This is a genomic window from Shewanella sp. SM20 (assembly GCF_025654545.1).
Classification (GTDB): Bacteria; Pseudomonadota; Gammaproteobacteria; order Enterobacterales; family Shewanellaceae; genus Shewanella; species Shewanella oncorhynchi.
In genome coordinates this window covers 1-22,732 of the sequence record NZ_JAKKRK010000059.1, presented here as the reverse complement: position 1 = coordinate 22,732, position 22,732 = coordinate 1, and the positions used below count along the sequence as shown (strand labels likewise).

Below are 22,732 nucleotides of genomic sequence, written 5' to 3'. Positions count from 1 at the left end.
ATAGCATAGGCGGTTGTTACCCTATGCTCGTTATTTTTTGCCGCTACAACAATGCCGATAAGGACATATTTGGATGCGTTTTGACAATAAGGTGGCATTAGTCACTGGGGCTGCGGCTGGGTTAGGTCGAGCGTATGCCATCATGTTGGCTGAACGGGGGGCAAAAGTGATACTCGTCGACCAGCCGTTATCGTCCTATGAGTCAGTTTCCACCGACGGTGCTCAGATGAACCAAGCCAACTTAGAATTAATGCAGACCTATTGCAGCATTATTAAACTCGGTGGAGATTGCATTTATTTTGTGCTTGATGTGAGTCAGCGAAATGAAGTGAATAGCATGATTGAAGAGGTGATCCTACGCTGGCATCGCATTGATATCTTGATTAATAACGCGGGCGTTTATGGTGCTTGTCCCTTTGAGCACATTAAACTTGAGCAGTGGCAACGGCAATTGGATGTCGATCTCAATGGCAGCTTTTATCTCACTCAAGCTGTTTGGCCTTATATGCAACAACAGCATTTTGGCCGGATAATGATGACAACGGGAGCCTCGGCCTTGTTCGGTGACTTGCACCAAGTTGGTTTTAGTGCAAGCAAGATGGCGCTGGTTGGCATGGTGAATAGCTTATCATTAGAAGGTGAAATTCATAATATTCGAGTCAATAGTTTATGCCCTCAGGCCGTAACCGCGATGACGGCCAAACATTTAGCGAGTGCGATTCAACCGCTATTTTCCTTTGAATCATTAACGGCTACTACGGCTTTCTTGGTGAGTGAACAGGCGCCAAATGGTCAACATCTACTCGCCGGAGCGGGCAGTGTTAGCCACGGCATGTTTGTCGAGTTTCAGCCTATGTATTTTAATGAAGGTCTTTTTACGCCAGATAACCTCGCGCAGCAGTGGCCACAGTTACACCAATCCTTCCCCGTGACTTTGCACTCCTGTGGAGAGGATAAAGTGTTGTCTTGGTCTAAGTTAAGTGCGCTAGAACATCACATTAAAATCGATTGATTCATCATGCTTGTATTTGAACTAAGCCTGCATCTATAGCGATTTAAATGCAGTAAATGGCCGTAGATGCTAACCACAATAAACAACATAGATAATCCAGCGTGCCTCGTTTAATTCCTCACCGTTGGAGTGATGATTTGATTGTGAATAATCGATAGAAGACTGGTCAGCTTAAGGCTAACTGAGTTACCCTTTAAGATTAATTGCTAATTACGCAGTAGGATCCCATGAGTCAGGTATTAGACGATCTTTTATCATTACTTTCCCTTGAGCAAATTGAAATTGGCCTCTTTCGTGGTCAAAGTCAAGATCTGGGTTTTGGGCATGTGTTTGGTGGTCAAGTGATGGGCCAAGCACTGAGCGCCGCAAAACAGACAGTAGCTGCTGAGCGTAAGATCCATTCATTACACTCCTACTTTTTACGTGCAGGTGACGAGAAGTTGCCGATTGTTTATGAAGTAGAAAATATGCGTGATGGCGGTAGTTTTAGCGCTCGTCGGGTTAGTGCTATTCAAAAAGGTCGCCCTATTTTTCATATGACCTGCTCTTTCCAAGAACCTGAGGAAGGCTTTAGTCATCAAGCCGCTATGCCGCAAGTGCCCGGACCTGAAGGTTTGTTGAATCAGCAGGAATTGGCGCTGACGATGCGGGATAAAGTACCGCCGAGCATACTTGAAAAGTTTATGGCCGATGCGCCAATTGAGATGCGATTGGTCAATCCACTGCACCCTTTTGCGCCTAAAGAAACCGAGCCGTACCGTTATGTTTGGATGAGGGCTAATGGTCCTATGCCAAATGATGCCCATATCCATGAATATTTACTCGCCTATGCCTCAGACTTTAACTTTTTAGTCACGGCAGCTCAGCCCCACGGTGTATCCTTCTTAAGTCCTGGGGTACGAATGGCGACGATCGACCATGCGATGTGGTTCCACCGTCCGATTAATATGGGAGAGTGGTTGCTTTACAGTATCGATAGCCCTAATGCTAGCGGTGGCAGAGGTTACGTCAGAGGGCAGTTTTTCAATCAACAAGGCGAGTTAGTGGCTTCTTCTACCCAAGAAGGCCTGATACGCATGGTAAAAGGACGTTAGTATGTATCTGAAAATAAAATCGTTTATATTGTTCTCTCTCATGGCTGTCTTGCTCAATGGCTGCGTGACTGTAACACCTGATCAACCGATTATCATCAATGGCGCAGCTGGCTATCTAGAGAAGATCCCATTACCTCAAGGCTGCCAAATCATTATTGCCATTATTGATTTGAATACTCCAGGTGTCATCGTCGCACAAAAAACCTTCAATATCGCCAGAGCACCTGTGCCATTTAAATTTACATTGCCCGCTAAATCGATCGATAAAAGTATCCAATATGGCGTAGTGGCGATGATTAAGTTTCAAGACCAAGTGATCTTCCAAACCTATGACAGGTTCCCAGTTATCAATAATGATAAGTTCACGACAGAAGTGTTAATGAAGGCGGTGATGGCGAATTAACCACTGGCCATAACTGCAATAATATTGTTTTTATATTGATGAAGATTTAGCCCTTTCAATTCGATATTGAAAGGGCTTTTTTGTGGTCAATAATCCGCTTGCTATGCTGTAAATGTGAGATTAAGTATTAATTTGCTCCATATAGGATTAAGAATATTAATGCATAAGTTAGTTAATTTTTATAAGGGGTATCATTTTGTAAAATATTATACAAATACAAAATGCATACGATTTGTTAATTTAATGTTTAGTTTTTGATTCTTTATTGTTTTATTTAGGGTCTTTTGCGTTTATTTTGTAACTAATGATATTTATAAAAAAGAATATTTATTTACGGGGATTTATTCTGTTTAACCTAAGGCTATTTTTGAGTTGACACTTAAAGGTTTAGTTTAACTATTTGATTTAATGTTTATTATTTGTTTTTATCGATTTTTATACTACGACTTATCGTTGGGACATAAAATAGTCTGATAAAGGTTCTATGGATTTATTTTAACAAGGTATGAGCTTGTTCGTCATTTACTGAATTGCGTTCTGTTAGTTTACTGTTTTAATTTGTATCATCTCGTGTTACAAATTGTCGCGATAAAACTCAGTGATCATCATCACAGTAAATTGAATGGTTATTCATAAAAAATGTCAGTTACGGGTGATGTTTTTGGTTGTCGCAGCGTTTTCATGCCACCCAAACCTGAGTTTTATAAATCATACAACTTATAAGAATTAGGGAAGTCACAATGAAAACTAAAATAGCACTTGCAGTGTCTATGGCACTGTTATCGTCGGCGGCAAATGCACAAACCGTATTATCACCTACGGGTGAAACCTTGCAGTTAGATATTCCAAGTGAATTACAAGTCACTTCATTACGCGGTAACGCTGCCGGAGCTGAGGTTAAGTTTGTACCTGAAGCAGATTTAGGTGAGGGTGAATATACTTATATCGTTCGTTTACGCGATAGTTCGGTTGCTAATTACCAAGGAACTATTCCAGGATTGAAAGCGACTAGTTCACAAAGAGTGCAGGTAAACGGTACTTCAAAAGTTGCTGTGAACGGTAAACTTGATGCTTCTAAAGCTGAAGTCAAAAGTTATGTTAGTTATTTGAAAGTAAAACAGAACCGATTTTTAGCTAACGCGAGTGCGGCTGTTGGCACTAATCTGCAACCATTAACGACATATCAGTATGCGTTAAACGGTATGGCGGTTCGCATGACTCAAGCTCAAGCGAAGAAAATGGCTGAGTTACCTGAGGTTGCGTTTGTTGAGCGCGAGCGCATGGAGCAAATGGAAACCGACGTCAGTCAAGCGCTTATCGGTTCTCCTAATGTATGGGATGGCAGCGCGACGGGCACGAAAGCCATGGGGGAAGGCGTGATCGTCGGTATTATCGACTCAGGTATTAACTCAGATCATGCTTCTTTCGCTGATGTTGGCCAAGATGGCTATGACCACACAAACCCATTAGGTCAAGGCATCTATATTGGTGATTGTAAAACTGATTTCGCGAGCATGTGTAATGACAAGTTGATTGGAGTTCGCAGTTACTCTGAGATAACAAATAACTACGACGATGCAAAAGTGTTTGGTGACACCCCTCCAGCTAAAAATGGTGAGGATTACGGTGGGCATGGTACTCACGTTGCGAGTACCGCAGCAGGTAACATCCTAGTGAATGTGCCTTATGTGCAAGGTGAAACAGGTAAGTTAGAAAGCGATGGCATTGCGACAGGCCTTGAATTTAAACAAATCTCAGGTGTTGCACCACATGCAAACATCATAGCTTATCAAATTTGTAATCCGGGTAATGCGGGCGACACTTATTCTGGCTGCCCGACCGCACCGATTTTAAAAGCCTTAGATGATGCGATTAAAGATGGCGTCGATGTGCTTAACTTTTCTATCAGTGGCGGTGGAAACCCGTGGAATAGTGCGACGGAACAAGGCTTTTTAGCCGCGCGTAATGCGGGGATTTTTGCTGCAGTGGCTGCGGGTAACACACGTGCCGCGACAAGCACGAGCCCTGCGATTAATCAAACACCTTACTCTACGCCTAAAAATGCACCTTGGTATACTTCGGTCGCTAACTCGACTCATAACCGTGACATAGTACGCGCCGTGGAATTTAATGGTAAAAACTATCATTACACTGCTGGTTCTGGTCCGGTTCAAACTGAAGTGCTCAAAGGTGTTCCCCTTTATGCTGGCGCAATCGATGCGACCAATTTTGAAGCCTGTAAACCGTTCCCAGCAGATGCCTTTAAAGACAAGATCGCCGTTTTAAGACGCGGTGTTTGCTCATTCGATATCAAAGTGGCCGCAGCAATGGCCGCTGGCGCTAAGGGTGTGATTGTTTTCAATAGAGATGGTGAAAATAATGCGCGTCTGACTATGTCGGGGCTGGATAAATTGAATATTCCAGCGGTATTTATTGGTGATATTGATGGCTTAGAATTGATTGCTGCTATGGCGGCAAATCCTGCTCTTGAAATCACGCTGTCTCCAACCCCTAAAGTTGCCAGTAAAGAAGCGGATGTTTTATCTGCCAGTTCATTGATTGGACCTAACCTGACTAACGATGTACTCGTACCCTATGTCGCTGCACCGGGCAGTGACATCTACGCTGCTTATTCCGACCAACAGTTTGGCCATGATGAAACAGGTACAGATCCTGCTGATTTCACTTTGATGTCAGGTACTTCAATGGCGAGTCCTCACGTTGCCGGTGCTGGTGCGTTACTTAAATCGCTGCATAAGGATTGGACGCCAGACAACATTCGTTCTGCGCTAATGATGACGTCAACGACAGCCCAAGCCATGAAAAAAGCCGATGGTAAAACCGTTGCTGATCCGTTTGACGTAGGAGCCGGTCGTATTCGTGTTGATTTAGCGGCAAAAACGGGCTTAGTGATGGATGAAAGTGCCCTAAACTACGAGATTGCTAATCCTTCGACAGGTGGCGATCCACGTAAGCTAAACATTCCAAGCATGGCTGATTCACGTTGTATCGATACTTGTACTTGGACACGTACTGTCACTGCAACGGCTGATGGTAGCTGGACTGCAAAAGGCGTTTCCGCAACGGATAAATTCGCGTTAACTGTGACACCAGAAAGCTTTAATCTCAAAAAAGGTGAAAGCCAAACGATTACAGTGACTGCGGATGTGACTGACGTCGGTGCAAGTTGGGGCTTTGGTAACTTAGTATTAACGTCCGATACTTTCCCAACGGCTAATATGCCGATCGTAGCTAAGATAGCTAAACGCGATTTACCTGTTTTGGTTAATGTTTCAGCCTCACGTGATGCAGATGAACGTAATTTGGCGCACTTGAAAGCGATTGATCTACCGGGTGTTGCGGCGACAGTGACTGCACTTAAATTAAGCGCTACTTATGAATCAAGTGTGAAACAGGATTCAAATACCGATAGTGCATTTGATGATTTGGCCGATGGCGTAAAAGTATTTAGCTTTAATGTTGAAGATAAAGCTTTATATTTCAATGCATCAATCGGTAATACAACCTCTCCTGACTTAGACATGTTTGTGATACTCGATAAGAAAGACGGTAGCAAGCTTTCTATCGCGGCATCTTCTGCGTTTGGCGGTTCAAAGGAAAGTGTATCCATTAAGAACCCAGTGAAGGGTGAGTATATTGTCGTTGTACAAAACTATCAGGCATCTGCAGCCGATGCGGATGATGCCTTTAGTTTGAAACAAGTAACCTTATATGATGAAGCGGGTGATAACTTAACTGCAAATCTTACGGGTGATCATAAAGATTTCAATGTCAACTTAGCATGGAAACAAGCGATGCTAGTGGGAGATGCTGGCATAGCTATGCTGACGCTGACCACCACTGATGACAAAGTCGCACCAGTTAAAATTCCGGTCGTATTTGAGCGCGTCAGTGATGACGTATTACCCCCTCTAGGCAGTACAGTTTCTGGTGAATTAACACCTGGCACCGCTAAAGTGATGAAGACGCGTATCGAAGCGAACAAAACGCAAGAAACCCGTGTTTACACCCTAGAGGCGTTATTACCAGAAGGTCACGAAGTGGCTAATATTAGCCATCAAGGTGCGCAAGTGGGCAATAAGATCACTTGGACTATCGAAATGGCCTCTGCTGCTGCGGCATTAGATGTCACGTTTGACTTAGTGCCACGTAAGGCGAGTCAAGGCAACATAGTGGCATTGACCAACAAAGTGAATAACGACTCGGCTGAAATCTTGAAGCAGGAGTATCAATTTGATGTTCCAGAAGTGGCGCCAGTAGCTGTGATTGAAGCTCCTGCCACTGTCCAAGAAGGTAAACCTTTGTTCATCGATGCGAGCAAGTCGTCGGATGCCAACAATGATCCTTTGACCTACAAATGGACTCAGTTAGGGGGCACCAGCTTTAACTTTGACGCTAATGCGGCCAAGCTTAATCTCGTCGCACCAGACGTGAGTGGCTCTGCTCAGACGGTTTCATTCCAACTGACAGTATCTGATAACCACGGCAATAAAGATTCAAGTGTTGTGTCTGTATCTGTGACTGAAACACCAGCCAAGAAAGATGATGGTGGTGCCTTAGGTTGGTTAAGCTTGTTGTTGCTACCTTTTGCTTTTGGTCGTCGTAAACAAGGCTAAACCCTCAGAGTAAAATCGGAAGGTTTAATGGTAAGAGAGAAGGGCTGATATTGATATCAGCCCTTTTTGTATTTGCTGGTTTGGGTTAGCGATTTGACATTAAAAAATCGACAAAGGCGCGGTCTGCTTGGCTGACGGGGCGCTGCTTTTTCCATGCAATATGGAGGTTTAAAAATACCGGTGGATCGAAGGGTTTGGCTAAAATGTCATCTTTTGAGCTTATCGCCATCTCAAGTACACTGGTGATCCCAAATCCTTGGGAAACAATCTGTTTAATCAGATTAATAAGATTGGTCTCGAAGGCAATATTGGGCTTTTTGCCTAATTCTTTGGCTTGAGAGAGTATCCATTCACGGTGGAAATAACCTGTTTTGAACATCACTAATTCATGGTCGAAAAAGTCATGTAGACTCACAGCGCTATGTTCCGCTAAAGGGTGTTCGGCACCCATAGCGATCACCATTTGCTCACGGATTAACAGCTGACTATCAAATTCGGGCTGTAGGTCTTGGGCGGTAATGATTGCAATATCCACTTCTTCCTGTTGCAACATGCGCAGTGCATCCCGCGTCCCGCCTTCAAACAGTGATAGTTTCAATTCGGGGTACTTATGCCGAAAAGCCATTAAGCGCGAGGGGAGATAGAAAGAACCCAGCATGCCCGGCACGGCAATGCGGACCTCTCCCGAGGTGAGATTTGCCATGGCGCGGATTTGCGCTTCGGCCTGCTTAACTTGTTTTAGGATCAAAGTGGCGTGTTGATGCAGGACTATACCTTCGGCCGTGAGTGTGAGTAGTTTATCATTTTTGTTGCTCGTACGATTGACTAAGGTGACGCCGAGTGCGACCTCTAAGCGCTTGATACTTTGACTTAACGCGGGCTGAGCCATATTCAGTTTCTTGGCTGCGGCGGTAAAGCTGCCGGTATTGGCAAGGGCATCTAAATGTTTGAGTTGGCGAATATCCATTAATCGGGCTCGTACTATTTTATCAGTGGCAAGAAGTGTACTTTCGGTGCGCTATTTCTATAACAAAAATCAATGATTACGATAGATATTATCTATTATTGTTATGTTATGCCCAGTGATAATCTTTGTCTATCCTATGAGTGATACTTGGTCGAGGCTCCCGTGCAAGCCGTATTAGATACTATGATTGACAATAAACAGCGTGACACCCGATTGATGTGGGCGCTCTGCGTCGCTTCAGTGGTGGTCTATATCAACTTGTATTTAATGCAAGGCATGTTGCCGCTGATTGCGGAACATTTTGCGGTATCAGGCTCTAAAGCAACCTTGATCCTGTCGGTGACCAGTTTTTCCTTAGCCTTTTCATTGCTATTGTATGCGGTACTGTCAGATCGTATCGGTCGACACACTCCAATCATTGTCAGCTTGTGGTTATTGGCATTGTCTAACTTACTATTAATCTGGGCGCCGGATTTTAATGGGTTAGTGCTAGTGCGATTGCTACAAGGTGCATTACTCGCTGCTGTCCCTGCGATTGCCATGGCGTACTTTAAGGAGCAATTATCACCAAGTACTATGCTGAAAGCCGCAGGCATTTATATTATGGCGAACAGTATTGGCGGGATTGTTGGACGTCTGCTCGGTGGTTTAATGTCGCAGTTTTTATCTTGGCAAGAATCTATGTGGTTGTTGTTTCTAGTGACGTTAGCGGGGGTGGCTTTAGTGAACTATTTGCTGCCTTCACTTGCCGATGCGCAGTCGATGTCACCAAGTAACACTGAGCCTTCCTTATCAAAACGCGCCCGTTTAGCGCAAGATCTTCATGGCTTTAGTCATCATCTCACCGATGCGCAAATGCGTTTGGTCTACGCGATTGGTGGCTTGACCTTTATGATGATGGTGAATCAATTTAGCTTTATTCAACTGCATTTGATGGCTCCACCCTATGAATGGAGTCGTTTTCAAGCCACCTTGATTTTCCTGTGTTATTCCAGCGGGACTATTGCGTCGTATTTCACTGCGAAATGGCTCGCCAAATTTGGCCAACATAAGTTGTATCAGTGGTCTTGGTGCGTGATGTTGCTCGGCAGTTTACTGACCCTGTTTGATACCACTTTGACCATTAGCTTAGGTTTTTTAATGACCGCCTGTGGTTTCTTCCTTACCCACAGTTGTTGTAATTCCTTTGTTGCAATGCGGGCCAGTCGTGATCGAGCTAAGGCAACGTCACTCTATTTATGCTGTTATTACTTAGGTGCTGCGATTGGCGGCCCTTATTTGATGATGTTTTGGCATGAGGCGCAGTGGCGAGGTGTGGTGATGGGGTCGTTAACCTTATTAGCCTTGATTGCCTTAGCAATCACCCGTTTGCATTACCATCAAACCAATGACGTTCGTGCGCTTGCATAGGCTTTGAGAGTGCTATTGTTGTTAAACAATAAAGGTAAACGAAGTCGCTAAGCTATTATATCAAGTGATTAAATCAAATGAATAAAGGCCAACCTCAACTGCTGGCCTTTATTTTTGGTGTGGGTCGTTTGATAAGTTGACTCAAACTAGCAAACCTTACTGGCTATGCGGAGTTTGGGGCTGAGTTTCATGCCTTGAGTCTTATGGTCGATATTTAAGCTCACTCATTAAGTGCCAGATTTAATGTATCTGTTGCAGCTTAAGTGCAGCGATTCACTAACCTTAATATTTCCAATAGGGCGGATTGCCATACACCTCAAGAAAGTAGTCAATTACAGCGCGGACATTCAATGAGGGAGTGCGAGAATTTGGATAAATGGCAGTAATGTAATGCTGATCAATTTTTATCGCTGATTCGCAGTCCGTGAGCAATGAAATAAGTTGTCCATTTTTAAGAGAGTCACCGATTAACCAGTCAGGAAAGAGGACGATTCCCATATCATTTAATGCTGCTATGAGTAATGTTTCCGCATTATTTGAGGTGAGTATGGGGGTGATGGGTTGATACAGCCATGTCGTCTTGTTCTTGTTAAAAAACCAGCGATTTTGCCCCGAAGATCCGCTATAGACTAGGCATTGATGGTTTTTTAGATCGGCGGGTTCAGTGGGCATGCCATGCAGTGCTATATAAGCTTTGGACGCCGCAAGATGATAGGTTTGGCTTCCCAGTATTCTTGAATGGAGTGATGAATCAACCAAGGTTCCAATACGAAAGATAATATCGGCGGCACTAACATGCGGGTCGATATAATCGTCAGTTTGTGTGAGCTCCACTTGCACCTGCGGATATCGCGTTAAAAACCCCGCTAACCAAGGCGCAATATGTCGCTGCCCGAAAAAAACCGGGGCATTAATTCTAATTAATCCCTTAGGCTCTATCGTCCTATCTAATAATTCATTGCGGACTTCATTCAGTTGTTCTGCCATGGAACGCGCATATTCAATGAAAATCCTGCCCGATTCCGTGGGTATGATTGCTCTGGTATTTCGATAAAACAGCTGTTGTCCAAGAGAATCTTCTAGTTGGCTGATGACTCTTGAAATCATCGAGGGAGAGACGCCTTCTTTTCGAGCCACAACAGAATAGCTTTTGCTGTCATAAACGCCGATAAAAAACTTTAACGCTCGCATATTGATTGAGTTTATATCATTCATTTTTGCAAATTCTGCACAGGTGTTTCCTGCATTGTCTCATTTATTGGTTTTATCGACTAGGGTACTCTTGCTGCCCTCAATCACAGGAGCTTATGTATGCAGTTTTTAATGATTTTTTTTGTTGTGCTCGGAGGGGCGGGATTATCAGTTGAAGCGGGCCTCCTAGGACCTTTAGGTGCTGAAGTCGGGGAGTTATGGGCAACCTTTAGTATTTTCGGTGTCGGCGCAGCGCTGACCTTTATCTTGATGCTGTTTTTCAGTTCTCGAAATAGTCCCTCATTTTTCGCGCAACCCTCTTGGACATTAACGGGCGGAGTGCTTGGCCCTATTTATGTGGTGATACTGACTATCGCAACACCAGCTATTGGGATTGCTATGACAATGATAGGCATTTTAGCTGGCCAAGTTGCGAAGAGTTTGTTGATTGACCACTACGGTTTATTTGGTACAGCACATAGACGAATTGATACTAAACGTATTGTTGCACTGCTATTTATCGTCGCAGCATTAGTGCTGATGGCGCAAAGTTAAGGGCGAGTTATGACATTGATTATGATTATGTTGGCTGTGATTGGCGGGGCCACTTTGAGTATGCAAGCAGCGATAAATGGACAGCTGGGGAGTAAAGTGGGGGTGTTTCGCAGTGCATTTTTAACTTTTTCGACTGGAGCCTTGATCACTGGATTGTTGATTTTTTATTTTGAACCACCTCAAGCAGTGACATTGTTGGATGTGCCCAAATGGCAGTTATTAGGTGCAATGTGTGGCGTGCCTTATATCGTCATCATGGTGTTAGCCGTTCAGCGGATAGGCACGGCCGTCGCAACCGTGGCTGTTATTTTTGGACAGCTACTTATGAGTATGTTGATTGATAATTTTGGATGGTTTGGCAATGAAACAATTCACTTTTCTACAAGTCGAATCGCAGCCGTGATCTGTTTGGCGATCGCACTTTATTTTATACATTCAAGTAATAAAACGTCGGCGTAATACGTGATTCAAACTCGTTTTTATGCTGTGGTAGCGAACCCAGCTCAAGCTGGGTTCGCACTCTCTTGTCATCGAAATGAGCTAGTCCTCGGAGTTAATGTATTGTTTGCGGTCTAAATCGTATTTACGCATTTTGTCGTAGAGGGTTTTGCGGGGCAGTTCTAGCTGCTCCATGGTCTGCTTAATGCTGCCCTTGTTGTGGCTAAGTGCTTCCTCAATCAGTACCCGTTCAAAAAACTCTACCCTTTGTAGCAGGGACATACTCGAGTGCAGGCTTGGAGTATTGCCTAACGTGCCGGCAAAGGCTGCTTCTCCGCCCAGCAGCACAAAGCGTTCAGCGAGATTACGTAACTCACGCACATTGCCTGGCCAGTCGTGGGAAGTAAGTATCGCGTTTTGCTCCGCATTTAAGGCGATAAGCGCTTTGTGATAGCGTGCCGATGCGACGCGGGCAAAGTGTAAAAAGAGTAACGGAATATCTTCACGGCGATCTCTCAGGGGAGGGATGGGCACAGTCACCAGATTTAAGCGATACAACAAGTCTTGGCGAAATTCCCCAGTGTCACACAGACCTTTTAAATCGACTTTTGTAGCCGCTATCACGCGAATATCTAAGTTGATGCTCTTGTTAGAACCTAAACGTTCAACCTTACGATCTTCAAGCACTCGCAGCAGTTTTACTTGCAGCGACAGTGGTGTACTTTCAATTTCATCTAAAAATAACGTGCCACCATTGGCATATTCAAATTTGCCAATGCGCATCTTATCGACGCCAGTAAAGGCCCCCGCTTCGGCGCCAAAGAGTTCACTTTCAATCAGGTTTTCGGGGATTGCACCACAGTTGATGGCGACAAAGTTGGCTTGGCTGCGGCTGCTGTGGTCGTGTAAATAGCGGGCGACAAGTTCTTTACCTGTACCTGTTTCGCCTTCAATTAACACATCCGCAGGCGTATCTATCACTTGCGTTATGATGTGGCGCATACGGTTGATGCCGACACTGTTGCCCAAAATACGAGGGCCCGGTACGCTTTGGCTTTCGAGATCCTTTTTAAGCTTGCGGTTCTCTAAGGTTAGACTGCGTTTTTCTAAGGCGCGTTTAACCACATCGAGTATATGTTCGTTATTAAAGGGTTTTTCGAGAAAGTCGTAGGCGCCTTGTTTTAAGGCATTGACTGCCATGGCAATATCACCAAAACCAGTGAGTAGGACGACGGGGAGATCGGGATCTTGCAGACGGATTTGTTGCATTAAGCTGATGCCGTCTAATTGTGGCATGTTGACATCCGATATCACCATTCCCGCCCAATCTTTATGCAGCAACTTAGCGATACCTTTGGGTTCTGTGGTGGCGAGCGCCTTAATGCCCTCCAGTTCAAATAGTTGAACGAGAACTGTGCCTATGTGCGGCTCATCGTCGATGATGAGAACAGAATAATCTTGAATTGAATTGGGCACACTCATAAAACTAACGTTCCTCGAGCAAGTAAATAGGTAAAATAATCTGGAAAATAGCGCCACCCTCTTCGGCATTGGCAACGTTAATTTGGCCTTGCATGGATTCGATAATGCGTTGTGAAATCGATAAGCCTAGCCCCAGTCCGTGCCGTTCGTTGGTGGTAAAGTAGGGTTCGAAGATTTTCTCCATTTGGCTTTCACGTACACCCGGGCCTGAATCTTGGATACTGATGCAAAACTTATCTTCACTGGTCACGCGGATAACCAATTGGCGTTTAACCGATTGTTGCATAGCAACAATGGCGTTGCTCATGATATTGACAAACACTTGTTGTAATCTAACCTTATCGCCCCAAACCTGATAGTTGCCGTTGGGTAATTGCACATCGAGTTCAACACCCTGTTTATCAATTGCAGGTTGAACTATGGTCAGGGCTTGCTTGATACAGCGGCCAATATCGGTTGCGCTATCAGCGCCTTGGCTCTTGCGGGTAAAGCTTTTAAATTGCCCAACAATATCGGCTAATCTATCGGTAAGTTCAATAATAATCTTGATATTATCCAGTGCCTTATCTTGCATATCACGGGCGAGAAAAGTTTGGGTATTTTGGGCATAGCTGCGAAGTGCCGCGAGTGGTTGATTGAGTTCATGGTTAATACTGGCGGATAAACTGCCGATCACTGTCAGTTTTGCCGCTTGGATCAGCTCATCTTGAGTATCTTTGAGCTGATTGTTGGCCTGCTGTAAGTCCTGAGTCCGTTCTTCAACTCGCTGTTCTAACAGGCTTTGCGCTAGTTGCATTCGGTGTAGATTGCGACGGCGCTCGGCGTTAAATAGGATGCTGAGTGCAAGCAAAAGATAAATACTGGCTGACAGTAACATCAGCGCGGGCAAAGAGGTCAGTAAAGGTTTGATTGGCGCTAAGATGTGTACTCGCCAGCCTGCCTTAGCCATTGATTGGTGGATGTCCATGTATTGTTCATGGTCTGTACCCGTTTGCAGTTGGTAGAGCATAGCTTGACTACCACTTTCATAGGGCGGCTTCATCAACAACTCTCCTATGGGACGTTCTGCATAGCGTTTAGAGGCATTAAGGGCATATTGCTTGGCTTGGGTAAGCGGGGTTAGTGATTTTAACCGCCATTCATCGATACTGGAAATAAAGACGATATCTTCAGGATCACTGATAAGGAACTGATACTGACCCGCAATTGCGATACTGGTACTTTGTTGCTCTATGTCGGCAATGTTAACTTTGACTATGATGGCCCCAAGTATGCCTTTACCACCTTGCTGATAAATAGGGTAAGAGAAATAAAATCCGCGCTTATCTGAGCTGGTACCCACTGCATAATAACGGCCTAGATTGCCCGAGATAGCATCTGTGTAATAGGGTCTAAAGGAGTAGTCCTTGCCAATAAAGGAAAAACTTTGTTGCCAGTTACTGGCGGCAATGGCGATACCTAAGGCATCAATCAGATAGATATCGGATGCTTCGGTGACATGCTGAATTTCTTCGAGATATAAATTAAGCTCTTGGACTTTGTCAGGATTCTGCTGGTCGTTCAGGACATTGGCGAGCATTGGGTTAGTCGAGAGCACGTGGGGAATACTTTCGTAGCGCGATAGTGCACCATCGAGAAAACTGACTAATTCCTTTAGTTGTTTCTCCGATTGCTTTTGGATCTCGATTTTACCTTGATGTAAATGCACCCAGTAGGTCAGTTTGAGGGTTGCAAATAGGCCTGCAAGTAACACAACGGTCAGAAAGAGGCGTTTCTTGGCCTTAGGCGTCATGGGCAACATGGTGGTTATCCTGATAAAGCAACGGGATCAATAACTGATACTGCGCATAATAAAACAAAGCGAGCCTGACTAGGCTCGCTTAAAATCTATCTGTAATCAAGGGGTAATCTCACAACCTTGAATTGCAGACTAATATCCACGCATCGAATCCAACCATTCAGGTAAGAAGAGTGAAATCTGTGGTACATAAGTAATCAGGGCTAAGAAGGCTAGCATCACGAGTAACCAAGGCAGAACCGACTGAATCACCCAACCAATACTGCGCCCCGTGATCCCAGCGGTGACAAAGAGATTGAGTCCCACCGGCGGCGTTAGCATACCGATCTCCATGTTTACGACCATTATGATACCTAAGTGGATAGGATCTATGCCTAATTGCGTTGCAATAGGGAACAGAATTGGCGCCATAATGAGTACAATCGCCGATGGCTCCATAAAGTTACCGGCAGCAAGCAACAGTAAGTTAACGATGATCAGGAATCCCCAGGCGGGTAAACCCATGCTAACAATATACTCAGCAATAATGTGAGGGATACGTTCTGTGGTTAATACATGCGCAAATAGCATAGCGTTAGCTATGATAAACAGCAGCATGATACTGACCTTGGCACCATCGCGCACAACATGACGTATGTCTTTGTCGATAGGCGTTTTAATCAGTCCTAAGAACATATGACCTAAGTTACGCGCAGTTGCTTTGGCTAAGTTTTCACCTTGATTACGCCATGCCACGTCTTTTAATGGCCCGATATCACGGTAGCCAAATACCGCAATAAGGTAAGCATATACACAAGCCACAGCTGATGCTTCGGTTGGGCTAGCGACGCCACCATAGATAGAGCCTAATACGATAAAGATGAGTGCTAATCCACCCATTGCCTTGGCACTTGAAATCCCCAGTTGTTTAACGCCAGGAAAAGGACGTGAGGGCAAGTTTTTAAAGCGGGCAACGATATAAATGACGATCATCAATATAAATCCCATCATTAAACCTGGGATTAAGCCTGCCATAAACATTTTTGCAGCCGACACTTCAGTTGCTGCGGCATACACTAACATGACGATTGAAGGTGGGATCAAAATCCCGAGAGTGCCAGAGGTCGTGATCACGCCTGCCGCAAATTTTTCGGGATAACCTGCTTTTACCATGCCGACTATGACGATAGAACCAATTGCCGCAACAGTCGCAGGAGATGATCCAGAAACTGCAGCAAACAGCATACACGCCATAACGGATGCCATTGCTAATCCACCACGGACATGTCCAATACTGTCCATGGCAAAATCGATAATCCGTCTAGCAACACCACCCGTTGATAGGAAGGCGGATGACAGAATAAAGAAGGGGATTGCGAGTAAAGTGTAATGCTCTGATGAAGACTCATACAGCTTGAGTGCAACTGAAGCTAAGGAGTCATTCGAGAACAATAAAATCGTCAGCATGCTGGAAAAACCTAATGCGATAGCGATAGGCATACCGAGAAACATACATACGAATAGGGCGGTAAATAGGGTTGCAATAGCCATTATTTAGCCTCCTTTTGGTCAGAGACTGGATCTACTTTAGCGTTTTTAGCGCTCTCATCGATTAAATGCATACTTTCTTTCGCTTCATCGGCAAATTGGAAGCCTGAGACTTGGTCACGCAGAATGGCGATAAAGAGTTCGACGAAACGCCAAGTCAACATAAAAAAGCCAATGATTAAAATACTTTGAGATAACCAAATTGGTATTGCGCCATCTTCAATATCGATTTTTAAAGTGTTCCAAGCAAAATCTGGATCGAGGCTTTTTAATATAAATTGTGGGAAATGAATGTCTTCCATAGGCAAACCGATTTGATACATTTGGCTTAAGTAATCCCAACTGCCTTTTAAAAAGAGTCCGCAATAGACGATACAAACAAAGGCGGTAATAAGAGATACTATCTTTTTAGCCTTTGGTGCTAAATTTTTAACAAACGCATCGACACCAATATGGGCACCGACTTTAACCCCATAGGACATACCAAATAACACAAACCAACCGCAAAAGGTTAATGTAAGTTCTTGGATCCAAAGAAAACCCGTGTTGAAGAAGAAGCGAGCGACGACTTCTGAAAACACTAACAGCGTCATCAGAGTGATCAATAAATTGAGCACACCTTCTTCAAAATAACCAAATATTCGCGATATCACAGCCATAATCCCCTCGCTGAAATGGCCGCCTAAGCTCGGTTGAGCTTAAGCGGCTATTATCATTATTATTTATTTGCAGCTACAGCAGCATCAATCACATCTTTACCGATTTGATCTTCAAACTTAGCCCAAACAGGTTTCATTACCTCAACCCATTTTTGACGTTCAGCAGGAGACAGGGTCACTAACTGTGAACGTTTAGAATCAAGGATTAACTTTTTGTCTTCATTGTCTTTTTCAGCAGCAATCTTGTTACCTAATGCGATAGATTCGTCTAAAGCTTCTTTGATGATCTTACGTTTGTCAGCTGGTAGACCTTTCCAGAAAGTGTCAGAGGTCACGACCATATAGTCGAGAACACCGTGATTACTCTCAGTGATTTGGCTTTGCACTTCATAGAACTTTTGTGAATAAGTATTTGACCAAGTGTTTTCTTGACCATCGATAGCGCGGGTTTGCAGCAGGGTAAAGACTTCAGAGAACGGTTTCTTTATAGCCATCGCACCGATGGCATCAAACTGAGCCGCTAAAACATCAGACGCCATTACGCGGAATTTTAAGCCTTTAGCATCTGCTGGATTGTTAAGTGGTGTGTTAGATGAAAACTGTTTCATACCATTGTGTAAATAACCCAGACCGACAATCCCTTTACGGCTCATGGAGTTCAGTAATGTTTGACCAGCTTCACCTTGTTGGAAACGGTTCACGGCATCCATATCATTGAATAGGAAAGGTAAATCGAATACTTGTAGGCGTTTAGTGTAACGTTCAAACTTTGAGAGTGAAGGCGCGACAAATTGTACGTCGTTTAACAGCAGTGCCGCTAATTCGTTGTTATCCCCAAATAACTGTGAGCTAGGAAATACACTGACTTTGTATTCACCTGGTAAACGTTGTTCAACGAGTTCTTTAAATTTAAGTGCCATTTGGCCTTTAGGTGTGTTTTCTGCCACTACGTGTGAAAACTTAATTTCAATCGGTTCTGCAAATACGTTAAAACTGGTCGCAAATACGGAGGCAACAGCGAGCATTTTGACTAAGGTTTTGAGTGGACGGGTCAATCCAGTTTGTTGATTCAATATCATCTTGAGTTCCTTTTTCTGTTGTTAGGATTTGTCCTCAGTCTTGGTTAGTTTGTTACCAAGTTTGAGTAGGAATACAGCCTTGATTTCCCTGAGGTCTGTCTTACTAAAGGCAAATACCACGCCAACTTACACTGGCTTCTGTAAGTGTTTGGTTACTAAAGTGTAGTTCATTTGATGTTTGTCACACTTTTAGTTTGGTGGGTGAGATCTCGCTCACAGTGATTTTGTGTTTGGGTGGAAACCCACCCATAGTGAAGATCGGCCCCAAATTGACGGCTCTTGTCGTTGCAGATAAATTAAACAAACTTAGTTATTTTGAGATCAAAAAAAGCCGTAAAAGTATGCGATATAACGACAAATATTGTGGTGAGCTGCTTTAGGAGAAGAAGTGTAGGTGAGATGTGGAGTCTATGGAGGTTAAGTCGATAGCTATCGTAGTCAATCAAGACATAATTCATTTGATGCTGTTAGTCATCCTCTAAAAGAATACGTTTAAGGATAGCATCGCTAGGTAACAAGGCTAAATGGCCTTGTTCATCAAAGTACCAACCGGTAATAAAGCCTTTTTGGCGCATGCTGACGAGATTATGCATGACTTCCCGCGCTTCTTTTAGAGCCGTTTGCTCATCGCAGGCGTGGGTATGCTTTAAATAAGTGGCGATATTGGCAAGAGAAGCGGATTGACTGACGCTGGCCATAATGTTGATCTCCAAAAATGCTAAAGCAGAATGAAATCAGGCTGAGTGTCGATAGTGCTTAGTATTTAACGAAATATAAAATGCCGAATAGCATAACTTATCACTCGCTGATTGAGATCAAGCATAGTTGAGTAAGCGCGTGGGTAAAGTTTATTGGGGGAGATATATGGTGGTCGCTACTGGGCTCGAACCAGTGACCCCCTCCTTGTAAGGGAGGTGCTCTCCCAGCTGAGCTAAGCGACCTGGGATATAACGTGTGTATTGCAGAATATGGTGGTCGCTACTGGGCTCGAACCAGTGACCCCCTCCTTGTAAGGGAGGTGCTCTCCCAGCTGAGCTAAGCGACCTGGGATATAACATGTGCATTGCAGAATGTGGTGGTCGCTACTGGGCTCGAACCAGTGACCCCCTCCTTGTAAGGGAGGTGCTCTCCCAGCTGAGCTAAGCGACCTGGGCATTCTTAAACTACACAATTTTTAAGTCATTTTTCACTAAATAATGGTGGTCGCTACTGGGCTCGAACCAGTGACCCCCTCCTTGTAAGGGAGGTGCTCTCCCAGCTGAGCTAAGCGACCTGGGAATGACTTTTACACATTAATACATTAAGTTATATGGTGGTCGCTACTGGGCTCGAACCAGTGACCCCCTCCTTGTAAGGGAGGTGCTCTCCCAGCTGAGCTAAGCGACCTGGGATATAACATTTTGTATGCCATAATTTCTTTGTAGGAAATATGGTGGTCGATACTGGGCTCGAACCAGTGACCCCCTCCTTGTAAGGGAGGTGCTCTCCCAGCTGAGCTAATCGACCTCGCTGTGTGGAGCCGTATTATAGGGAGGTTCGATCTAGTGTCAACGCTTTTTAGTGAAAAAAGCATTGGTCGCGCTATTTTTGTCCACATTGGCTTAATGCTAATCACGCCGCCGATCAAAGTGTTATTTAATTCGCCAGTCAATGGTACGTAATTCGGACGCTCGCGATTAAATACGAGTTGAACTCATCCCATTCACCTGACTTTTTTGTGGTAAAAGTGCTGAGGAAGTGAGTGATTTATAAAAATTAGCGCACTAACAGCATGAGTGCATTGATAGTGTATAGATGCGCGTGTTCGATGGCGCAGATATTTATAGTCGAAGGAATATAGGTGTAGAGATTTAGGGTTGGAATATAAAGCCTGAAAAAACATCTCAAGTGTTAGCATTAATCAATGGTGGTGATAGCAATAGTGCCACCTTTATATATCGCTTTATATTGGCTTCCCTATAAAAGGGAGGGATTCGCGACACGATTTAACCAGATAAGTGATACTGTGAAGCTTGTCCCATTTGCAGCGCCTGCTTTGACTGTTAGAATAAGCCCACTTTTTTATCGTGATTGTCTTTATCTAGACGACTTTATATAGGTTAGTGTCCCATTATGACAACTAAGACGCGTTTTGCCCCTAGTCCTACCGGTTTCTTGCATGTTGGTGGTGCCCGTACGGCACTTTATTCTTGGTTACAAGCCCGTGCAAATAACGGTGAGTTTGTATTACGTATTGAAGACACTGATATTGAGCGTTCGACTCAAGCCGCTTGCGATGCGATTTTAGAAGGCATGAACTGGCTAGGTTTGACATGGGACGAGGGCCCATATTACCAAACTAAGCGTTTTGACCGTTATAACGAAATCATTGCTCAAATGTTAGAAAAGGGCACAGCGTATAAATGTTACTGTTCACGTGAGCGAATCGATGCCCTAAGAGAATCACAGGCCGCTAACGGTGAAGCACAAAAGTATGATGGTTGCTGTCGCGACTTACCCGCTCGCGAGACTGATGAACCATTTGTGGTGCGTTTTAAAAATCCAATCGGTGGTTCAGTGGTATTTGATGACCATGTTCGTGGTCGGATTGAATTTTCTAACGATGCATTAGATGACTTGATCATCGCCCGTACCGACGGCGTACCAACCTATAACTTCTGTGTGGTGGTTGATGATTGGGATATGGGGATCACTTGTGTGGTGCGTGGTGAAGATCATATCAACAATACCCCGCGTCAAATCAACATTCTTAAAGCATTAGGGGCGCCGATCCCAGAATATGCACACGTATCTATGATTCTAGGTGATGACGGCGCTAAGTTGTCTAAGCGCCATGGCGCTGTTAGCGTAATGCAGTACCGTGACGATGGCTATTTACCAGAAGCACTGCTGAACTATTTAGTGCGTTTAGGTTGGTCACATGGCGACCAAGAGATTTTCTCATTAGAAGAAATGAAGCAATTCTTTAAGTTGAGTGACATCAACAAAGCCGCTTCAGCTTTTAATACCGATAAACTGGTGTGGTTGAACCAACACTATATAAAGAGCCTAGATCCAGAATATGTGGCAACACACTTACAATGGCACATGGACGATCAAAAAATTGATCTGTCAAATGGCCCAGCATTAGCTGAAGTGGTCACTGCATTAGCTGAGCGCGCTAAGACTCTAAAAGAGTTAGCCGCATCTAGCCGCTATTTCTATGAAGATTTTGCTGAGTTTGATGAAGCACAGGCGAAAAAGCATTTACGCGGTGTTGCGTTAGAGCCATTGCAACTGGTGCAACAGAAATTATCAGCATTAACTGAGTGGACAGCTGAAGCTATTCATCAGGCAATTGAAGATACTGCGACTGAATTAGATGTGGGTATGGGTAAGGTCGGTATGCCTTTACGTGTTGCAGTAACAGGGGCAGGGCAGTCTCCAGGCTTAGATATCACACTATTTTTAATTGGAAGAAGCCGTTCTGAGCAAAGAATATCCAAAGCGATTGAATTTGTAGCAGATAGAATAAATTCCTAAAAAAACGAGTTGACACTTTTAGGTGCGCTGCATAGAATGCGCCACGCAGTTGAGACACAGTCGAGCAAATGCTTGCAGTGCACTTAAATGTAGTTCGATAGGTTTGGGGTTATAGCTCAGCTGGGAGAGCGCTTGCATGGCATGCAAGAGGTCCACGGTTCGATCCCGTGTAGCTCCACCAAACTTACCGTAGATGTTAAACGGGAACCTTTTCTAGCGAAAAGTTCAAATTAATATGTCCGGGGTCCCCTTCGTCTAGAGGCCTAGGACACCGCCCTTTCACGGCGGTAACAGGGGTTCGAATCCCCTAGGGGATACCAAATATTGGTTCCTAGCAAATAACTAACGTGTTGTTTGGTAAGAACAAAGTCTAAATTTCTGCTGATACATATACTGCTAAAGTTAGCTGTGTTGACAAAAATTTGGGGCTATAGCTCAGCTGGGAGAGCGCTTGCATGGCATGCAAGAGGTCCACGGTTCGATCCCGTGTAGCTCCACCAATTTACTGCCTTATTAAGCAGAAACGAAAGTTTAAATTAATACACCCAATGCACACTTCGCTACTTAGAAGAGTGCCTATGAGACCGTAGATGTTAAACGGGAACGTTAAGTTCAAATTAATATGTCCGGGTCCCCTTCGTCTAGAGGCCTAGGACACCGCCCTTTCACGGCGGTAACAGGGGTTCGAATCCCCTAGGGGATACCACATTTTGGTTCCTAGCAAATAACTAACGTGTTGTTTGGTAAGAACAAAGCATTTACTTCCTAGCCTATTGAAGTGAATGTGTTACAAAGCTCGGTTACGAGTTAAAACATAAGTCCGGGTCCCCTTCGTCTAGAGGCCTAGGACACCGCCCTTTCACGGCGGTAACAGGGGTTCGAATCCCCTAGGGGATACCACATTTKGGTTCCTAGCAAATAACTAACGTGTTGTTTGGTAAGAACAAGGCATTTGCTT

16 protein-coding genes and 11 tRNA genes are annotated in these 22,732 nt (G+C 44.3%); 13 read left to right on the top strand and 14 right to left on the bottom strand.

Annotation, left to right across the window (positions count from 1 at the left end; all coding sequences use genetic code 11):
- The first annotated feature begins 73 nt into the window (after positions 1–73).
- The 4 genes from L5M18_RS19590 (at position 74) to L5M18_RS19575 (ending at position 7,146) form a co-directional block, all read left to right on the top strand.
- Entirely contained in the window at positions 74–1,012 is a 939-nt protein-coding gene (locus L5M18_RS19590; protein ID WP_263198313.1) for an SDR family NAD(P)-dependent oxidoreductase, read from the top strand.
- 227 nt (positions 1,013–1,239) lie between these two features.
- A complete protein-coding gene (gene tesB / locus L5M18_RS19585; RefSeq protein WP_028761097.1) occupies positions 1,240–2,106 on the top strand; it encodes an acyl-CoA thioesterase II in 867 nt (288 codons plus the stop codon).
- A 1-nt stretch (position 2,107) separates the two neighbouring features.
- Entirely contained in the window at positions 2,108–2,509 is a 402-nt protein-coding gene (locus L5M18_RS19580) for a YbaY family lipoprotein (protein ID WP_028761096.1), read from the top strand.
- A 740-nt stretch (positions 2,510–3,249) separates the two neighbouring features.
- Entirely contained in the window at positions 3,250–7,146 is a 3,897-nt protein-coding gene (locus L5M18_RS19575; RefSeq protein ID WP_263198311.1) for a S8 family serine peptidase, read from the top strand.
- 85 nt (positions 7,147–7,231) lie between these two features.
- Here L5M18_RS19575 and L5M18_RS19570 read toward each other — a convergent pair whose 3' ends face one another.
- A complete protein-coding gene (locus L5M18_RS19570; protein ID WP_028761094.1) occupies positions 7,232–8,113 on the bottom strand; it encodes a LysR family transcriptional regulator in 882 nt (293 codons plus the stop codon).
- A 162-nt stretch (positions 8,114–8,275) separates the two neighbouring features.
- Between L5M18_RS19570 and L5M18_RS19565 the strand changes: the two genes are divergently transcribed.
- On the top strand, positions 8,276–9,523 hold the full coding sequence (locus L5M18_RS19565) for an MFS transporter (protein ID WP_263198319.1): 1,248 nt from the start codon (positions 8,276–8,278) through the stop codon (positions 9,521–9,523).
- 282 nt (positions 9,524–9,805) lie between these two features.
- Here L5M18_RS19565 and L5M18_RS19560 read toward each other — a convergent pair whose 3' ends face one another.
- Positions 9,806–10,738, bottom strand: coding sequence for a LysR family transcriptional regulator (locus L5M18_RS19560; RefSeq protein WP_263198309.1), 933 nt, complete (start codon positions 10,736–10,738; stop codon positions 9,806–9,808).
- Between the two features lie 96 nt (positions 10,739–10,834).
- On the opposite strand from L5M18_RS19560, the gene L5M18_RS19555 reads away from it, so the two are divergent.
- Together L5M18_RS19555 and L5M18_RS19550 are read left to right on the top strand one after the other, a co-directional pair.
- On the top strand, positions 10,835–11,269 hold the full coding sequence (locus tag L5M18_RS19555) for a DMT family transporter (RefSeq protein ID WP_212601669.1): 435 nt from the start codon (positions 10,835–10,837) through the stop codon (positions 11,267–11,269).
- A 9-nt stretch (positions 11,270–11,278) separates the two neighbouring features.
- Complete coding sequence (locus L5M18_RS19550) at positions 11,279–11,728, top strand: DMT family transporter (protein WP_115334280.1); 450 nt, start codon at positions 11,279–11,281, stop codon at positions 11,726–11,728.
- Positions 11,729–11,809: 81 nt separating this feature from the next.
- On the opposite strand, the gene L5M18_RS19545 is transcribed toward L5M18_RS19550, so the two are convergent.
- The 12 genes from L5M18_RS19545 to L5M18_RS19490 form a co-directional block, all read right to left on the bottom strand.
- On the bottom strand, positions 11,810–13,189 hold the full coding sequence (locus L5M18_RS19545; protein WP_131523155.1) for a sigma-54-dependent transcriptional regulator: 1,380 nt from the start codon (positions 13,187–13,189) through the stop codon (positions 11,810–11,812).
- A gap of 4 nt (positions 13,190–13,193) precedes the next feature.
- Positions 13,194–14,990, bottom strand: coding sequence for an ATP-binding protein (locus L5M18_RS19540; RefSeq protein ID WP_028761091.1), 1,797 nt, complete (start codon positions 14,988–14,990; stop codon positions 13,194–13,196).
- Positions 14,991–15,119: 129 nt separating this feature from the next.
- Positions 15,120–16,517 (bottom strand): TRAP transporter large permease, encoded by a 1,398-nt coding sequence (locus L5M18_RS19535; protein WP_028761090.1) that lies wholly within the window; start codon positions 16,515–16,517, stop codon positions 15,120–15,122.
- The gene (locus tag L5M18_RS19530; RefSeq protein WP_168824313.1) at positions 16,517–17,173 is read right to left on the bottom strand and encodes a TRAP transporter small permease; all 657 of its coding nucleotides are present in this window, start codon (positions 17,171–17,173) and stop codon (positions 16,517–16,519) included. The genes L5M18_RS19535 and L5M18_RS19530 overlap by 1 nt, the downstream gene beginning before the upstream one ends.
- Positions 17,174–17,232: 59 nt before the next feature.
- A complete protein-coding gene (locus L5M18_RS19525) occupies positions 17,233–18,252 on the bottom strand; it encodes a TRAP transporter substrate-binding protein (protein ID WP_168824311.1) in 1,020 nt (339 codons plus the stop codon).
- A 467-nt stretch (positions 18,253–18,719) separates the two neighbouring features.
- The gene (locus L5M18_RS19520; RefSeq protein ID WP_105252063.1) at positions 18,720–18,950 is read right to left on the bottom strand and encodes a hypothetical protein; all 231 of its coding nucleotides are present in this window, start codon (positions 18,948–18,950) and stop codon (positions 18,720–18,722) included.
- Positions 18,951–19,117: 167 nt separating this feature from the next.
- Positions 19,118–19,193, bottom strand: a tRNA-Val gene (locus L5M18_RS19515).
- A gap of 28 nt (positions 19,194–19,221) precedes the next feature.
- A tRNA-Val gene (locus L5M18_RS19510) sits at positions 19,222–19,297 on the bottom strand.
- 28 nt (positions 19,298–19,325) lie between these two features.
- Positions 19,326–19,401, bottom strand: a tRNA-Val gene (locus L5M18_RS19505).
- Positions 19,402–19,449: 48 nt separating this feature from the next.
- Positions 19,450–19,525, bottom strand: a tRNA-Val gene (locus L5M18_RS19500).
- A gap of 37 nt (positions 19,526–19,562) precedes the next feature.
- A tRNA-Val gene (locus tag L5M18_RS19495) sits at positions 19,563–19,638 on the bottom strand.
- Between the two features lie 44 nt (positions 19,639–19,682).
- Positions 19,683–19,758, bottom strand: a tRNA-Val gene (locus tag L5M18_RS19490).
- Positions 19,759–20,364: 606 nt separating this feature from the next.
- Here L5M18_RS19490 and gltX point away from each other — a divergent pair.
- From gltX to L5M18_RS19460, 6 genes are all read left to right on the top strand, one after another.
- Positions 20,365–21,774 carry a glutamate--tRNA ligase gene (gltX, locus tag L5M18_RS19485; protein WP_105252064.1) on the top strand — a complete coding sequence of 470 codons (1,410 nt, stop codon included), beginning with the start codon at positions 20,365–20,367 and terminating at the stop codon, positions 21,772–21,774.
- 105 nt (positions 21,775–21,879) lie between these two features.
- Positions 21,880–21,955, top strand: a tRNA-Ala gene (locus L5M18_RS19480).
- Between the two features lie 63 nt (positions 21,956–22,018).
- A tRNA-Glu gene (locus tag L5M18_RS19475) sits at positions 22,019–22,094 on the top strand.
- 104 nt (positions 22,095–22,198) lie between these two features.
- Positions 22,199–22,274, top strand: a tRNA-Ala gene (locus tag L5M18_RS19470).
- A 130-nt stretch (positions 22,275–22,404) separates the two neighbouring features.
- Positions 22,405–22,480 (top strand) — tRNA-Glu (locus tag L5M18_RS19465).
- A gap of 118 nt (positions 22,481–22,598) precedes the next feature.
- Positions 22,599–22,674 (top strand) — tRNA-Glu (locus L5M18_RS19460).
- The last annotated feature ends 58 nt before the right edge of the window (positions 22,675–22,732 follow it).

Coding starts and splice junctions, on each gene's coding strand:
- L5M18_RS19590 (WP_263198313.1), top strand. CDS start 74: ATGCGTTTTGACAATAAGGTGGCATTAGTCACTGGGGCTGCGGCTGGG.
- tesB (WP_028761097.1), top strand. CDS start 1,240: ATGAGTCAGGTATTAGACGATCTTTTATCATTACTTTCCCTTGAGCAA.
- L5M18_RS19580 (WP_028761096.1), top strand. CDS start 2,108: ATGTATCTGAAAATAAAATCGTTTATATTGTTCTCTCTCATGGCTGTC.
- L5M18_RS19575 (WP_263198311.1), top strand. CDS start 3,250: ATGAAAACTAAAATAGCACTTGCAGTGTCTATGGCACTGTTATCGTCG.
- L5M18_RS19570 (WP_028761094.1), bottom strand. CDS start 8,113: ATGGATATTCGCCAACTCAAACATTTAGATGCCCTTGCCAATACCGGC.
- L5M18_RS19560 (WP_263198309.1), bottom strand. CDS start 10,738: ATGAATGATATAAACTCAATCAATATGCGAGCGTTAAAGTTTTTTATC.
- L5M18_RS19555 (WP_212601669.1), top strand. CDS start 10,835: ATGCAGTTTTTAATGATTTTTTTTGTTGTGCTCGGAGGGGCGGGATTA.
- L5M18_RS19550 (WP_115334280.1), top strand. CDS start 11,279: ATGACATTGATTATGATTATGTTGGCTGTGATTGGCGGGGCCACTTTG.
- L5M18_RS19545 (WP_131523155.1), bottom strand. CDS start 13,189: ATGAGTGTGCCCAATTCAATTCAAGATTATTCTGTTCTCATCATCGAC.
- L5M18_RS19540 (WP_028761091.1), bottom strand. CDS start 14,990: ATGTTGCCCATGACGCCTAAGGCCAAGAAACGCCTCTTTCTGACCGTT.
- L5M18_RS19535 (WP_028761090.1), bottom strand. CDS start 16,517: ATGGCTATTGCAACCCTATTTACCGCCCTATTCGTATGTATGTTTCTC.
- L5M18_RS19530 (WP_168824313.1), bottom strand. CDS start 17,173: ATGGCTGTGATATCGCGAATATTTGGTTATTTTGAAGAAGGTGTGCTC.
- L5M18_RS19525 (WP_168824311.1), bottom strand. CDS start 18,252: ATGATATTGAATCAACAAACTGGATTGACCCGTCCACTCAAAACCTTA.
- L5M18_RS19520 (WP_105252063.1), bottom strand. CDS start 18,950: ATGGCCAGCGTCAGTCAATCCGCTTCTCTTGCCAATATCGCCACTTAT.
- gltX (WP_105252064.1), top strand. CDS start 20,365: ATGACAACTAAGACGCGTTTTGCCCCTAGTCCTACCGGTTTCTTGCAT.